We start from the raw sequence: 15,111 nt of genomic DNA, 5'->3' as shown, positions 1-15,111 counted from the left end.
CAAGAAACTATTCAGCGCGTCAAATTCGCGCATCGGTCTGGGAAAGACGGTTTTTCCGCTACGCTCAACAAACGTGTAAACGCCTATTTTACCGAAAACGGAATTTCGAAATATGCAGACGGCCGCATGTATCTGAAAACCACCATTCTGGTATCGATCTACGCGTTGCCCTTGATTCTTATGCTTGCGGGCGTGACGGTCTCCGTTCCCACCATCATCCTTTCTTGGATGCTGATGGGAATCGGCATTGCGGGTATTGGTATGAGCGTGATGCATGATGCCAATCATGGTTCGTATTCAGAGAATCAGATGGTCAACAAAATGGTTGGTTTTCTGCTGAATGTGATCGGTGGAAGTGCCGAGAACTGGAAGATCCAGCACAATATTCTGCATCATACCTACACCAATATCGATGGGTTGGATGCCGATACCGTCACCTTTCCGATGCTGCGGTTTTCACCGTTCGCCAAGCGCAGAGGCATCCATCGTTTCCAGCACATTTACGGTTGGTTCTTCTACGGATTGATGACCGTGAGTTGGGTTTTTATGAAGGATTTCAAGCAGCTGGTGGATTACCGTAATTCGGGGATGACAACCAATTACGATACGGGTTTCAGTCTGATCATCCTTCGTATCCTTCTCCTAAAGGCGATCTATCTTTTCTTGACCCTGGCGTTGCCCATGTACCTATTGCCAATTCCCTGGTATGCAACACTCGGATGCTTTTTTATAATGCATTTTATTGGTGGATTGATGCTCGGTATGGTTTTCCAATCGGCTCACATTATGGAGATATGTGAATTCAGCAAGCCGACTGATGAGGGCAAGATGAAGGACGAATGGGCCATTCATCAACTTCGAACAACTACCGATTTTGCTCCGAACAACTGGCTTGTCACGTGGTTTGTCGGTGGATTGAACTTTCAAGTGGAGCATCATCTTTTTCCCAAGATCAGTCATGTGCATTATCCGCAGTTGGCACCGATCGTCAAACAAACAGCCGAGGAATTCGGAGAGAAATACCATTGCATTCCAACGTTTACCGAAGCGGTATTCGGCCACGGGAAAATGCTGTACGCACTCGGAAAGGAAGACGTTCCGAGGACAGTTGCAGTTTACTGAACGGTTCGGACTGGACGTTTCATACAGATCATTTTTAAGAGTGGTAAACATCGTTGCCTGTTCGAATGTGGCAGCGACCACTTACACCATCGAGTAAGTAGAATTTATTGATCAATGGAAATCCCATCTGCTAAAGCAGGTGGGATTTTTTTGTTTTGCTTAAGTGATATTAAAATGATACTATTGTAGTGTTAATATAAATTATAAATCATGAAAGAAGAAAAGTCAATCAAACCCATATCAGGTTGGATAATGCTTCCCCTGCATGTTCTTTACATCGCAGCACTCATTTGGTTAACGTTGATGTTTGAGCAACCTCTATGGTTGATCGGCCTGATCATCAGCTTTATTGGGTTCATTGGTTTTTTTATCGTCAATCCGAACCAGTCTTGGGTATTGGTTTTATTCGGGAATTACAAAGGCACGGTGAAATCCAACGGATTTTTCTGGGTCAATCCGTTCACAAAAAACCACCGCATATCATTGCGGGCACACAACTTCGACAATGAGCCAATAAAGGTGAATGACAAGTTGGGAAATCCGATCATGATCGGGGCTGTGATCGTTTGGCGTGTGAGAGACACCTACAAGGCTGCATTCGATGTGAACGATTATCGCGAGTTTGTGCAGATACAGAGTGAGGCTGCGTTGAGGAATTTGGCTGGAACATATCCGTATGATGAGTTTCAGGATGATGATGCAGAAGTGGAGATCTCATTGCGTGGAGGAGGCGATGAAGTGAATCAGAAGTTGGAAGAAGCTTTGGATCACAGCTTGGGAATTGCAGGTATTGAGGTGCTGGAAGCACGTATCAGTCATTTAGCGTATGCCAACGAAATTGCGGGAGCGATGCTTCAGCGGCAGCAGGCCACGGCCATTGTGGCAGCCAGAAGGAAGATCGTGGAAGGAGCGGTCGGCATGGTTGAAATGGCACTGGACGAACTCAGCCAAAAGGAAATAGTACACTTGGATGATGAGAAGAAAGCGGCCATGGTAAGTAACCTGATGGTGGTGCTCTGCTCAGATAAGAGCGCATCACCCGTGGTCAACACAGGAAGTTTATATCAGTAAGTGATGAAAAAGTATCAGATTCTTAGGAAGAAATTGTTTGAGAGCATGGAGAAATTCGAAGCGAGGTTGAACGATGAATGCAGAAAAGGCTATCGCGCCATTTCCATTTCAAGTGACCAGCGGAATGGAACCGTGATCCTGCTGGAGAAAACAAGCTGAGTTTTGTCGAAGAAGAAACCGTTTGTACTTCGTCTCGACCCTGAGACATTGAAAGCCATCGAGAAATGGGCTGCTGATGAATTTCGCAGTACCAATGGGCAATTGGAATGGCTGGTGAACAGGGCGTTGAAAGAAGCGGGAAGGTTGCCGAAAAATAATGGTTCGGGCAGTGAATGATCACATCGGCCGTTTCATCAGCAGAATGTCTGCATCATTATTTACTATTGAAGTTCCGCAGAAGTAATAAGAACCATCGTGTTCGGTAATATCATATCCACGTTGATCACCAGCTTCCCCAAAATTCAGTTCTTCCAATGTGTTTCCGTCAGCATCGGTCTTGATGAAATACACCTGCTCGTCATTGCCGAAGCTGTTGGTGCGCCCCAAGAAAACAAAGTTGCCCTCGCTGTCGGCCAGAACACCTTCGCCACCTTCATGTGCTGAGGTTGTTCCGAATTCATTCTCCCATACAACCTGCATGTTAGCATCGAGCCGCGTGGCCAGAAGCATGTGTGTCGGGTCGTTGCTGGCCGAATGGTTGCTCATCACAAATCCGCCTTCGGATGTGAGTTCAAAGGCATGGCTTTCCTCATAGCCCGAACCACCGTAAAAAAACGCACCAAGACTATCGCCATCAGTACTCACGCCTTGAATGTAGATGTCGCGGTCGCCAGCACCGAAACTGCTGGTAAATCCTAAAACCGAAACCTGTGTCTGGTCTGTTTGGATGAGTGCCGTGCCTCCGTCCTGACCGTTGCCGCCAAAGGTGCGGTTCCAGAGTTCGTTGCCATCTGCATCGGTCCGCACCACAAACATCTTTCCCACTCCGGCCCCGAAACTTTGGGTCAACCCGGTCAGCATGAAACCGCCATCCATCAGTTCAATCACATCATTGCCTATTTCCAGCATGCTTCCTCCATAACGATGCTGCCAGAGGATGTTGCCGTTCGCATCGGTCTTCATCAGTAGAAGGTCATTGTCGTTGGTTTCTGTGATGATAGAACCTGCAAGAATCAGATTGCCATCTGAACTGTGCTTGATGCTCGATCCGATGGTTCCGCTCGCCATGGTTTTCCGCCAAAGCTCATTTCCGCTGAAGTCGGTTTTCAGCAATAGCAACTGCTTGTCGCTACCAACAGTAGAGGTGCCAACCATAACGATACCATCGGTTACTGCGATAAGGCGGTCGGCCTCTTGGTTCCCAGTTGTAGGAAATGTTTTTTGAAATTCTGCGATCGGCTCATCATTCACAGAGGGTTTGCAACTGAAGAGCACAACGCTGAGTAAGAAGAGGGAAGGTAGTAGATGTTTCATCCGCCCCGAACGCACTGCTACACTAAATATTGTGTCGTGTTAGAACTGAACTTTTTTCTTCAAGGTCTTTTCACCTCGTTTTATCACAACCGTGGTCTTGTCTCCCGCTTTAAAGGCGGCAAGTCCTTTCATGTAGGTCTGCATGTCGGTAACATCAATATCGCCCATCTTGATGACGATGTCTCCTTCGATCAGTCCTGCCTTGTCTGCCGTACGGCCTTCTTTTACGCCTGAAATGCGCATGCCAGAACCATCGAACAGATAATCGGGAACAACGCCTAACGTGACGCTGAAGCGCGGTGCATTGCTCTTATCCTCATCCTTGGTCTTGGTAAAGGCGAGTTCGCCATCATCGTCCAGTTCGGAGATGAGATTGAAGATTAACGCGGAGATCTGCTCCATCCCTTCAAAGTTGATCTTCTCCACATCATCGCTCGGCTTGTGGTAGTCTTCATGTTGCCCCGTGAAGAAATGAAGCACAGGAATGTCTTTGAGGTAGAACGAAGTGTGGTCGCTTGGACCCACACCACTTTCGGAAAGCACCAGATCGAAACGTCCGTTGTTGATCGTTTCCAATGCATCCTTCCAAACAGGCGAAGTTCCTGTTCCGTTGATGGCCAGTTTTTTCTCTGCGTTCAGGCGGCCCACCATGTCCATGTTGATCATATAGTTCACGTCCTCCAGTTTCAGGGTCGGTTCCTTGGTAAAGAAATTGGAACCCCAAAGTCCGCGCTCTTCTCCGCTGAAGGCGATGAAAAGATAGTTGTTGGCCTTGGGTCCGTTTTTCAGCTTGGCTGCCAGATCCAGCATTACGGCCACACCGCTGGCGTTATCATCAGCCCCGTTGTGGATGGCCGGTCCATCGGATGATAGCGAACCATGTGCGCCATAGCCGAGGTGGTCGTAATGTGCACCGATGATTACCGTTTCCTTGGCGCCATTGTCTATGAAGGCAACCACATTTCTACCTACCACCACACCTGTATCGGTAGGCGTGGCGCTGTGCGGATCTTGTTCCTGCTTGCGCGAGAAGGTTTGGAAATAACCATCCTTTCCCTTCGGAGCAATACCGATTTCCTCAAACCTCCGTGCAATGTATTCGGCCGCCAGTTGCTCGCCTTCGGTGCCTATCTCGCGGCCTTCCAGTTTGTCGGCTGCCAGATAACCGACATCCTTTTTAAGAAGTTCGAGGCCGTTCTGCGCCCATGTGTTAAGCGAGAGAACGAGAAAGGAGAGAATGAAAAACGTGTACCTCATTGCATTGATTTGCCGCGAATGTCGCAACAATCCCGATCATGCGAGTAGCTTTGCGCACACAAAATTGCATAGATGATGAGAACGCTTTTTTTCCTTCTTTTCACCCTCTTCCTTTTTTCATGCGGAAACAAACATGGCCACGACAGTTATTCAGGCGCCACCAAGACCAGCATGTTGCATTACCCGCAGGAAGTGCATTTCGATACGGTGATACAACTGACCAACGGAGGCGATAACGCGGAAGCCTACTGGAGTTTCGATGACAGCAAGATCGTTTTTCAGGCCACCAATGCGGCTTGGGGAGATTCATGCGACCAGATTTACTTTACCACCGTGGCGGATGCAGAAAGGATGATGACCGAGCGGCCGAAGCTCATCAGCACTGGGCAGGGGAGAACCACCTGCTCGTACTTTATGCCTGGAGATACCACCATTGTCTATGCAAGCACACATCTCGATGACCCTGATTGCCCGCCAAAACCTGCCAAGCGGGAAGATGGCAAGTATGTGTGGCCCGTGTACAGCGGCTTCGACATTTTTGTGGCCGACCTCAACGGGAACATCATCGCGCAGCTGACCGATACTGCAGGCTATGATGCCGAGCCGACCGTCTCTCCGAAAGGCGACAGGATCGTATTCACCAGCTTGCGTAGTGGCGACCTCGAACTCTACACCATGAACCTTGATGGCAGCGATGTGAAGCAGATAACCCACGAGTTGGGCTATGACGGTGGTGCCTTCTTCTCGCCCGATGGCGAAAAACTCATTTTCCGAAGTAGCCGTCCGAAGACGGAGGAAGAAATAGCTGACTACAAAGCGCTTTTGAAAGAAGGGTTGGTCACTCCCACAGAAATGGAGCTTTACATCTGCAATGTGGACGGGTCGGACCTTCGTAAACTTACCGATCTCGGTGGTGCCAACTGGGCACCGTTCTTCCATCCGAGTGGTGAGAAGATCATCTTCTCCTCCAATCATGCTTCGGAGAAGGGTTACCCGTTCAATCTCTACATGATAAACCTTGATGGCACGGGTCTGGAACAGATCACTGCCGATGGTGTGTTCGATGCGTTCCCCATGTTCTCACGCAGTGGCCAATACCTGCTTTTCAGCAGCAACCGCAACAATGGAGGTACGCACGATACCAATCTTTTTCTCGCCAAGTGGAAGGATTGATAAAGACTTGTTGATGAGTCAGCAGTTGCTTCTATGAGGCAACATGATCATATCATTTGGCGTCATGGTTATGACAGCGGGACGAAGTGAAAAGTGTTCTTTTGTTTCCTATTCAAACCACTACATGAGAATTACCACTACTATCTGGATGGCCGTTGGGTTCATTCTTTGCCAACTGACCAGCTTCGGACAGGCGGCACTCAATACCCAACTGCTGGGTCATCTTACATATAATGAGGAACTGAGCGAGGTGCGGGGTGCACACCACAACGGGCATGAGTATGCCTTGGTGGGCGCACACAGCGGGCTCAGCATTGTGGATGTGACCGATCCCACGCAGCCCACCGAGGTTTCTTACATCAACGGGCCGGCCTCCATTTGGCGCGACCCTTTCTACTATAACGATCACGCTTACTGCGTTACCGAAGGTGGCGGTGGACTGGTGATAGTCGATATGTCGCCATTGCCTGGAAGCACCACGCTTTCATCCACGGTTTACACGGGGCAGAACATGCCTTGGACAAAGGCACACAACATGTTCATCGATTCGGTGGCACATAAGGCATACATTTTCGGGAGCGATTACGGAGCGGGCGGGGCCATCATCTTGGATGTTTCGAACCCGGAAAGTCCGATCGAACTGGGCGTTTGGGACGCACACTATGTGCATGATGGTTTTGTGCGAGGCGATACACTTTGGGCAGCTTGCTTGGATGCTGGAACTTTTGTGGTAGACGTTTCAGTCCCCAGCAATCCGGTGGTGATGGCCCAATGGGAAACGCCAAGCCAGTTCTCGCATAACGTGTGGCCATCAGATGATGATGCCTATTGTTTTACCACGGATGAGGTGGGCAGCGGATTCGTGGCAGCCTACAATATGAGTAATCTGCTGGATGTGGAAGAGACCGATAAGGTGCGTCATCCACTTACAGAGGGCGTCATTCCGCACAACACGCATTACTTCAACGGTTATCTGGTTACCTCACATTACCGTGATGGCATGGTGATCTACGATGCATCCGACCCGTTCAATATCATCCTTACGGGATATTACGACACAAGCCCTTTTGAAGGTGATGGCTTCAATGGAGCTTGGGGAACATGGCCATACCTTCCCTCCGGAAACATCCTTATCTCCGATATTGAAGAGGGGCTTTTTATTGTAGGACCCACATATAAACGTGCTGCGCGCTTGCAGGGAAATGTCACCGAATCGGGCTCTGGGAACGTACTGAGCGGAGTTCAGATAGATATTGTCAGCACTACCGTTAGCGAGACAACAGACCTTTTCGGAGATTACGCCACAGGGTTGGAAGCAGCCGGGACCTATTCCGTCACCTTTCAGAAAGGAGGCTACCTTCCGGCCACCGTCAATGGTGTGCAGCTGGTCAATGGGCAGACCGTAATACTTGATGTACAGTTGCAGCCGGATGTGCCCTTTGTGCTTACGGGACATGTAACTGAATCAGGAAGCGGAGACCCTGTTCCGGGAGCCATCGTGCAACTGGTCAACCCGTTTTTCGATATTGAACTGACCACAGACTCTACGGGAATGTACACTTCGGGTACCTTCTACCAAGGCGAATATGAAGTGGCCATAGGCGCGTGGGGGTATCACGATCAGTGTCTCACCCTCAATGTCGATTCATTGCCGCCTGCTCCCGATTTTGAACTGGAGCCGGGCTACTATGATGACTTTTCTTTGGATTATGGTTGGGAGGTTTCTGGAACAGCGGCCACCGGTATTTGGGAAAGGGCGGTGCCAGCCGGTACCGTTTACAATAATATGGAGTCGAACCCGGGAGAAGATGTGGAGGGTGACTGTGGCACCATGGCCTTTGTGACCGGAAACGGTGGGGGCGAGCCCGGAGATGATGATGTAGATGATGGCGTCACGCTCCTCACCTCTCCGGTCATGGACCTCTCTGGGATGGAACAGGCCTACCTGCGCTTCAAGTATTGGTTCTTCAATGACGGAGGAAGTGGAGCTCCAAATGATGATATGACCGTGAAGATTCTCGATGGATCAACCACGGTTTATTCTACCTCTCTACCTGCAACCAATAGCACTTGGACGGATTTCGTGATACCGGTCAACCAGCACGCTTCGCTTACCTCCAATATGAGGTTGCGCGTAGAGGTGGAGGATGTTGCCCCCGGACACTTGGTGGAAGGTGGAATTGACGATTTCGAGATCATCAATGCAACGGGCATGCAGGAAGCGGCTGCAACCGCTGACTTCATTCTGTTTCCCAACCCAGCAAGTGAGTTTTCAACCATTTTGATAAATGGCAATTTCACGAAGGCAGAATTACGTATTCTTGACACCGCTGGCAGAACAGTAAGGCAGACCACACGACTGAATGCAGGGTTGAACACGGTTGAACTTCCTGCGGCCGCAGGAGTTTACCTCTGTGAGGTTTCGGTGGATGGCGTTCGGCAAGTGAAAAGGCTGGTAGTTCAGTAACCGTCAGCCAAAGTATAATTGTATCGATCGTTTTTCGTAATTTGATAAGCGGTCAAACCAAAACAAACAAGCATGGAAAGTGACATTATGGACATCAGGATCGAGAAAGTAGCCCAAAGCCGAATACAGGAAGTGGACTTCGACAACATTCCGTTCGGGAAGGAGTTTGCCGACCACATGTTCGTGGCAGATTATAAGGATGGCAAATGGAGCGATTTCAGGATCGAGCCTTACGGAAAGATCCCATTCACTCCGGCCATGTTGGGGTTGCATTACGGGCAGACCATCTTTGAAGGCATGAAGGCATACCGCATCAAAACAAGTGAGGTAATGATGTTCCGCCCGACAGACAATTTCAAGCGCTTGAATGTTTCTGCTGAACGTATGTGCATGCCAACCATCCCGGTCGATCTGATGATGGATGCACTCAAAGAACTCCTGAAGGTGGATAAGGAATGGGTGCCGAAAAAGACCGATGCCGCACTTTATATCCGTCCGTTCATGTTTGCTACAGATGAATTTCTGGGAGTGAAACCATCCGACAAATACCGTTGCATCATTTTCACAGGTCCGGTTGGCCCGTATTACAAGACACCGCTCAAGGTAATGGTGGAAACGCAGTTCACGCGTGCCGCCAAAGGTGGCACCGGTTCAGCCAAAGCGGGAGGCAACTACGGTGGTGCGCTTTATCCTACCAAGCTGGCGCAGCAGAAGGGGTACCATCAGTTGCTGTGGACCGATTCCTTTGAACACAAGTACATTGAGGAAAGTGGCACCATGAACGTCATGTTCCAGATAGGTGATGCGCTGGTAACTCCTCCAACAGGAGATACGATCCTGAAAGGCATAACACGCGATAGTGTGCTTACACTTGCAGCCGACCTTGGAATTCCGGTGGAGGAGAGAAGAATTAGTATTGATGAGATCGTAGTGGCCTACGAACACGGTCAGCTGTTGGATGCATTCGGAGTGGGAACCGCGGCCACCATTGCACCTATCGAACTTATAGGTTACAATGGCAAGGACATGATGCTGCCTCCGATCGCTGAGAGGAAAATGTCTGCTCTTATTGCTGAGCACCTGAACGCCATTCGCTATGGTGAAGCTGAGGATAAGTTCGGTTGGATGGTGAGTATGAACTGATGGTGAAGAAGTTCCTCTTGGTAGCAGCCATCCTTCCAGTAATTGCCGGAGGCTGTAAGAAATGTGTGGAGTGCGAAATACGCCTCAAGCAGTCGCAAGATGTCATTGGTCATGTGGATGAATACTGCGGCACCAAGAAAAAAGTGGATGCCAAGGAAACAGAATTGGCTTCAGAATATAACTGCATCGAATGTTCGGTGAATACAGGTGCCGGAACAGCCCATTCAGGTGTACAGTGCGGTGATCGCAACTTTACCGACAGCATTGAAGCTTCTTGGCAGAGCGGTGCCCTGCAAAGTGGCAATACCGCAGTTTGCATCTACCATCGCGACACCGCGAACGTCACCTGCATTCTTAAATAAGATGTAAAGGAGATCAGTAAATGGCCGCGTAGCCAGAACCGATCCAAACAGGGTCATCTCCACCCGTGTACAACGAAACCTTGTAGCTTCCTCGGTCTCTCAGGTTCAATGGGAAGTTGGCCTGCGTTACACCTTTGCCAATAGGTACGGTCATTTCCTTCACCATTGTGTCGTATTCCTTGCCTCCTTGTGGTCGGTACCATACTTCCACGGCAATGGTCTCGGTTCCAAAACCTTCATTGTTTGAGAAGAGAACCTGCAGGTCAACTCCTCCGGGAACACCTTTGAACTTTTCGTTCTGCCCCATCAGCATGCCGCTTTGTACCGTTCGTCCAAAGGCGATGTAGAAGCTCTCGAACACCAAGGTTTCTTTCTCCTCTTCGGTCAGTTCTTCCTCTGCCAACGGCTCTACAAAAACAGGCTCAGGCGCATTTTCGATGATGGCCTCTTTGGTGAGTTCGGCCTTTTTGGTAACCACCTGCTCCACAGGTTTCTCCGGTTCTACAGGTTCTGGCTTCGGTTCGGGCTTTTTGGGGCCTTCTATGGTAATGGAAGCAGTTGCCAATAAGGTATGCTCTCGGTCGTACGTGGTAATGGTGTATTTGCCGGGGGCTTGGAAATCGTATTTGAATGCTGCCCAACTGCGGCCTTGTCCAACAACAATTTTCTGCTCATCCGGCTCGATGCCTACTTCAGGCGCAGCCTCAATGCGGAAGAACATGGCGTTTCCGTTGATGGTGGTCTTGCCATTGTTGTACATCAAAACCAGTTTGAAAGGGAATTCGTTGGTCTTCCATTCTGTGGAAGGATTGCGCAGCGAACCGACATTATTGAAATAATCGCCTACGCGTATTTCCTGAGCGGTGGCGGTCAACGATAGGGCGGTCAGAACTACGAGGATGAATTTCATGCTCAGAGTACGTACCAATTTTCCCGCCATTCTTTGAAGAGTCATTTTCAAATTGTGCCCAAGACTGGACTCGAACCAGCACGGCCTAACGGCCACTAGCCCCTCAAGCTAGCGTGTCTACCAATTTCACCACCTGGGCAAGGTTGCGCAAATTTAGCCGTTTTTTTGAGCGACCAAAGACAATACGCCTTGCGTTGGAACAAATTGGCCGCAACCGCAATTGATATATTTGTGAGCCTGCAAGAAAGGCGTATTTTAAAGACACGCGAGTAAAAGGGAAATGATGACAGAAGAACTGCTGGAAATATCGGCCAAGGCACAGGGAATAATTGAGTTGGAAGACCGCTATGGTGCACACAATTATCATCCGCTACCCGCTGTTCTGGAAAGGGGAGAGGGCGTTTTCGTGTGGGACACGGACGGCAAGCGGTATTACGATTTCCTCTCGGCCTATTCAGCGGTCAATCAAGGCCATTGTCATCCTGTAATTATTGATGCGCTTACCGGGCAGGCCAAGAAGCTGACGCTCACCAGCCGCGCGTTCTACAATAATGTATTGGGTGAGTACGAGCAATTTGCTTCAGCGTATTTCGGGTTCGATAAACTGTTGCCCATGAACACGGGCGCGGAAGGCGTGGAAACCGCCATCAAGCTTTGTAGAAAATGGGCTTACGAGAAAAAGGGAGTGGAGGCGAACAAGGCCAAGATCATTGTCTGCGAAGGGAACTTCCACGGACGGACAACAACGATCGTTTCCTTCTCGAACGATCCGGATGCGCGTACCAATTTCGGTCCGTACACGCCTGGTTTTGAGATGGTGCCATACAACGATGTGGCGGCATTGGAAAAGGCTTTGCAGGATCCCAACGTGGCAGGATTCCTTGTGGAACCGATCCAAGGTGAAGCGGGTGTGAATGTTCCGTCTGATGGTTACCTGAGCCAAGCCCGTGAGCTTTGCACCAAGTATAATACGCTGTTTATTGCGGATGAGATCCAGACAGGTATTGCCCGAACGGGAAAACTCTTGGCGGTGGACCATGAGAATGTACGCCCCGATATTCTGATCCTTGGAAAGGCTCTTTCTGGTGGCGTATTGCCCGTATCGGCTGTGCTGGCAGATGACGAGATCATGCTTTGCATCAAGCCTGGAGAACATGGCTCGACTTTTGGTGGAAACCCGCTCGCATGTAAAGTGGCCATGGCAGCACTTCAGGTGGTAACAGACGAGAAATTGGCGGAGAACGCAGCGCGTCTCGGTCAGATCTTCCGATCGGAAATGGAAGCGTACATCAAAACCAACGACCTCGTTTCTCTTGTAAGAGGAAAAGGCCTGTTGAACGCGGTGATCATCAACGATTCTCCCGACAGCAAGACCGCTTGGAACATCTGCCTCAAACTGGCCTCAAACGGTCTGCTGGCCAAACCGACCCACGGGAACATCATTCGTTTTGCACCACCGTTGGTCATGACCGAAGAACAACTGCATGCGTGCATCGACATCATCAAAACAACATTGGATTCATTCAAGTGAGAACACGGTTTATCTATATGGTCGTTGGGCTGCTGCTCTCGCTGAATGCGGTTCAGGCGCAGAATGAGAAGATCACCATTTACAATGGCGATGACCTGCATTATTTGGGGTATGTGCTGCTTACGGGCGACACATCGGCTTGGGTGAATGTGAAGAGCGATGACATCTACTACCTCTCCAAGTCGCTGTTCTTCAAAAAGACCGACCTGTTGAAATATGTGAAGAACGATGATCTGTATTTCTTGGGCATGGCGCTGATAAGCGGGAAGAAGGAGGAGCTGAATAAAATAGTGGAGGACGACTGGTACTATCTCGGCACGGCGATGTTCGAGCGGACCATCGCTTACTTGGAAAACATCCAGTCGGACGACATCTACTATTTGGGGCGCGGCCTGTTGGAACGCGACATGAACTACTTCGATCAAATGTCAACCCGATCGGCAGAATGATCACCATTATCGGTTCCACAAATCGTCCCGACAGCAACACTTCGAAGGTTGCTGAGCTTTACGCCAAAGCACTGACTGAACTCGGTATAAATAACCAGATACTGGACCTTCGGAACGTGGAGGCACAATGGATTCAGGACAGCCACTATGGTAAGAACTCGTCTGAGTTTGAAGAGGTGGTGTCGAAGTACATCCGCAATGCCTCGAAGCTCATTTTCGTGGTGCCAGAATACAATGGTGGATTTCCAGGCTATCTGAAGTTCTTCATGGATGCATGCGACCATGGCGAGTTCAAAGGCAAAAAGGTGGCGTTGATGGGATTGGCAAGCGGCCGCTCGGGCAATATCCGTGGATTGGATCACCTCACAGGCGTGCTGCATTATCTTGGCTCGGAGGTGTATAGCAAGAAGGTCTATCTCTCACAGGTCAACCATTCGCTTACAGCAGACGGCCAATTGGTAAATGAGGTTTTGGACAGGGAAATTGCCCTGCAACTCAACGGATTCGTATCTTTCTGACATGCTGAACTGTCTGATCTCCGATTGTCATTTTGCTGCTCCGTTTCAGGGAATGTGGCTCATTCAAGGTCTCGTGTCAACTTTTCTCGCCATCCTTTTCATCCAATCGGGGTTGGATAAGGTTTTCGATTGGAAAGGAAATTTGGATTGGCTTACGGGGCATTTCTCCAAGTCGTTTCTTGCTGGAATGGTGCCGCTGCTGTTGGGCACGCTGACGCTGTTCGAAGTTTCGGCAGGGGTCATTTCAGCCATCGGAGCGGTGGAGGCTCTGGTGTTCAAGACCTACTGCTTCGCTTTCTTGGGAACCTTGGTCAGCGCAGTCTCGCTGATCATGCTCTTTTTCGGACAGCGCATTGCCAAGGATTATGCGGGCGCGGGCGGGTTGGTGCCTTATTTCATTTTGGTCATCATCGACCTTTACTTTCTGGCATAGAATGTCCGTAAGGCTGTATTGGTGAATGACTCTGATCCTATCGGATTCCATTATCTTCTTAACTAAGTGTAGTCGAAATTCGGAAGCTCGGATTGCCATCCTACGAGTCTGTTCAATAAACTGTGTCTATATAGTTAACAAATCTATCTACTTGACATCTGACACAGTTTATTGAACAGACTCACCCAAAATACTGTTAGCGCCCGCCCTAAGCAATTGGGCGGGCGTTTATTCAAAACTTTCGCACGCATAGACCGTAAAGGTTTCAAAAACCTTGAAGGTCTTTTCCCAATTACGCTTCGGCATCAAATACCTTCAAGGTCTTAACCAAACACGCTGCTTTTCAAAACCTTGAAGAACTTGCTTGCGCCCGCCTAAACAATCGGGGCGGATGCTATTTGTTTATTCAGGGCTTTGTTGTAGGTTTAGTGATAGGAAAGGTTATACGATTCCGTTATTGAATTCGCAGCAGTCGATAGAAAAAACTTTAGTAATTCAAGCATCAACATGAATTACAAACTGTGTTTGTCCGTAATCCTTGGAATTGTTTGGTTAAGTTCATGCAACAGGTGTGAGACACACAAAGTTGTATTGGACAAATTTGAAAACGGTCAAAACAGATATGTTGCAGAACTTGATTGCAAAGAAGATACTATATGGACGTTTTACTATTACGAAAGTGGAAGTGTAGAGAGTGTCATTCCATATCGTAATGGCCTAATTAATGGTATCAGACGCAACTACTACGAAAACGGCTATTTGCAAAATGAGGCCATCATGGTAAATGATACGGATATCGCAATATCAATGTTGTATGTCGACCCCCAAGAAGATTCGACAATTAAGTTCTACAGGCGTATTAATTATCGGGAATTGGTTAGTGCTGGCTATTGTAGGTTGAGAAATGGTCGTATTGCTGAAGACAAAAGTTTTTATTGGTCACAGAAAGAGTTAAAACTATGCACTTTAAGTGCATGTCGCTTTTAGCTTCTAAAAAGTATACCTGTCGTCAGTGGCAGAGCAGCGATCGAACGGACGTACGTACGGTTTCAAGACTGACGGTACATCTGGTCTGGGCGACCAAGCACAGATACGGAATACTTCAGGGCGACCTCAAGTTCCGGTGTCGCAGTATTCTGATGCTGGTCTGTGATGCAGAGGATGTGGAGATACTGCGTGGGGTTGTGAGCAGTGACCATGTC

The 15,111-nt window shown here is 49.0% G+C and carries 15 protein-coding genes and 1 tRNA gene; 12 read left to right on the top strand and 4 right to left on the bottom strand.

Annotation, left to right across the window (positions count from 1 at the left end; translation table 11 throughout):
* Positions 1–126 precede the first annotated feature (126 nt).
* The 3 genes from GC178_13045 (at position 127) to GC178_13035 (ending at position 2,529) form a co-directional block, all read left to right on the top strand.
* Positions 127–1,122: an acyl-CoA desaturase gene (locus GC178_13045; protein MBI1288490.1), complete on the top strand. Its 996-nt coding sequence runs from the start codon at positions 127–129 to the stop codon at positions 1,120–1,122.
* Positions 1,123–1,332: 210 nt separating this feature from the next.
* A complete protein-coding gene (locus tag GC178_13040) occupies positions 1,333–2,193 on the top strand; it encodes an SPFH domain-containing protein (protein MBI1288489.1) in 861 nt (286 codons plus the stop codon).
* 162 nt (positions 2,194–2,355) lie between these two features.
* Positions 2,356–2,529 (top strand): Arc family DNA binding domain-containing protein, encoded by a 174-nt coding sequence (locus tag GC178_13035; protein MBI1288488.1) that lies wholly within the window; start codon positions 2,356–2,358, stop codon positions 2,527–2,529.
* On the opposite strand, the gene GC178_13030 is transcribed toward GC178_13035, so the two are convergent.
* Positions 2,530–3,666, bottom strand: coding sequence for a hypothetical protein (locus GC178_13030; protein ID MBI1288487.1), 1,137 nt, complete (start codon positions 3,664–3,666; stop codon positions 2,530–2,532). It abuts the gene before it with no gap.
* Positions 3,667–3,705: 39 nt separating this feature from the next.
* Positions 3,706–4,923, bottom strand: a complete 1,218-nt coding sequence (locus tag GC178_13025) for a M28 family peptidase (protein ID MBI1288486.1) — start codon at positions 4,921–4,923, stop codon at positions 3,706–3,708.
* Between the two features lie 75 nt (positions 4,924–4,998).
* Between GC178_13025 and GC178_13020 the strand changes: the two genes are divergently transcribed.
* The 4 genes from GC178_13020 (at position 4,999) to GC178_13005 (ending at position 10,068) form a co-directional block, all read left to right on the top strand.
* Positions 4,999–6,096 carry a hypothetical protein gene (locus tag GC178_13020; protein MBI1288485.1) on the top strand — a complete coding sequence of 366 codons (1,098 nt, stop codon included), beginning with the start codon at positions 4,999–5,001 and terminating at the stop codon, positions 6,094–6,096.
* Positions 6,097–6,139: 43 nt separating this feature from the next.
* A complete protein-coding gene (locus GC178_13015; GenBank protein ID MBI1288484.1) occupies positions 6,140–8,563 on the top strand; it encodes a choice-of-anchor B family protein in 2,424 nt (807 codons plus the stop codon).
* 72 nt (positions 8,564–8,635) lie between these two features.
* The gene (locus GC178_13010; GenBank protein MBI1288483.1) at positions 8,636–9,706 is read left to right on the top strand and encodes a branched-chain amino acid aminotransferase; all 1,071 of its coding nucleotides are present in this window, start codon (positions 8,636–8,638) and stop codon (positions 9,704–9,706) included.
* A gap of 2 nt (positions 9,707–9,708) precedes the next feature.
* Entirely contained in the window at positions 9,709–10,068 is a 360-nt protein-coding gene (locus tag GC178_13005; GenBank protein MBI1288482.1) for a hypothetical protein, read from the top strand.
* Positions 10,069–10,081: 13 nt separating this feature from the next.
* On the opposite strand, the gene GC178_13000 is transcribed toward GC178_13005, so the two are convergent.
* Positions 10,082–10,978, bottom strand: coding sequence for a hypothetical protein (locus GC178_13000; protein MBI1288481.1), 897 nt, complete (start codon positions 10,976–10,978; stop codon positions 10,082–10,084).
* Between the two features lie 55 nt (positions 10,979–11,033).
* Positions 11,034–11,117: transfer RNA gene (locus tag GC178_12995), tRNA-Leu, on the bottom strand.
* Positions 11,118–11,261: 144 nt separating this feature from the next.
* Between GC178_12995 and rocD the strand changes: the two genes are divergently transcribed.
* The 5 genes from rocD to GC178_12970 all read left to right on the top strand — a co-directional run.
* On the top strand, positions 11,262–12,509 hold the full coding sequence (rocD, locus tag GC178_12990) for an ornithine--oxo-acid transaminase (GenBank protein MBI1288480.1): 1,248 nt from the start codon (positions 11,262–11,264) through the stop codon (positions 12,507–12,509).
* Positions 12,506–12,958: a hypothetical protein gene (locus tag GC178_12985; GenBank protein ID MBI1288479.1), complete on the top strand. Its 453-nt coding sequence runs from the start codon at positions 12,506–12,508 to the stop codon at positions 12,956–12,958. The genes rocD and GC178_12985 overlap by 4 nt, the downstream gene beginning before the upstream one ends.
* On the top strand, positions 12,955–13,476 hold the full coding sequence (locus GC178_12980) for an NADPH-dependent FMN reductase (GenBank protein ID MBI1288478.1): 522 nt from the start codon (positions 12,955–12,957) through the stop codon (positions 13,474–13,476). The genes GC178_12985 and GC178_12980 overlap by 4 nt, the downstream gene beginning before the upstream one ends.
* Before the next feature lie 52 nt (positions 13,477–13,528).
* The gene (locus GC178_12975) at positions 13,529–13,909 is read left to right on the top strand and encodes a DoxX family protein (protein ID MBI1288477.1); all 381 of its coding nucleotides are present in this window, start codon (positions 13,529–13,531) and stop codon (positions 13,907–13,909) included.
* A 959-nt stretch (positions 13,910–14,868) separates the two neighbouring features.
* Positions 14,869–15,111, top strand: a 243-nt coding sequence (locus GC178_12970; protein MBI1288476.1) for a hypothetical protein, incomplete at its 3' end; no start/stop codon positions are given.

It is taken from the genome of Flavobacteriales bacterium (assembly GCA_016124845.1).
Classification (GTDB): Bacteria; Bacteroidota; Bacteroidia; order UBA10329; family UBA10329; genus UBA10329.
Note: the sequence above shows the minus strand (reverse complement) of the source record. Positions and strands in the feature narration are given on the sequence as shown.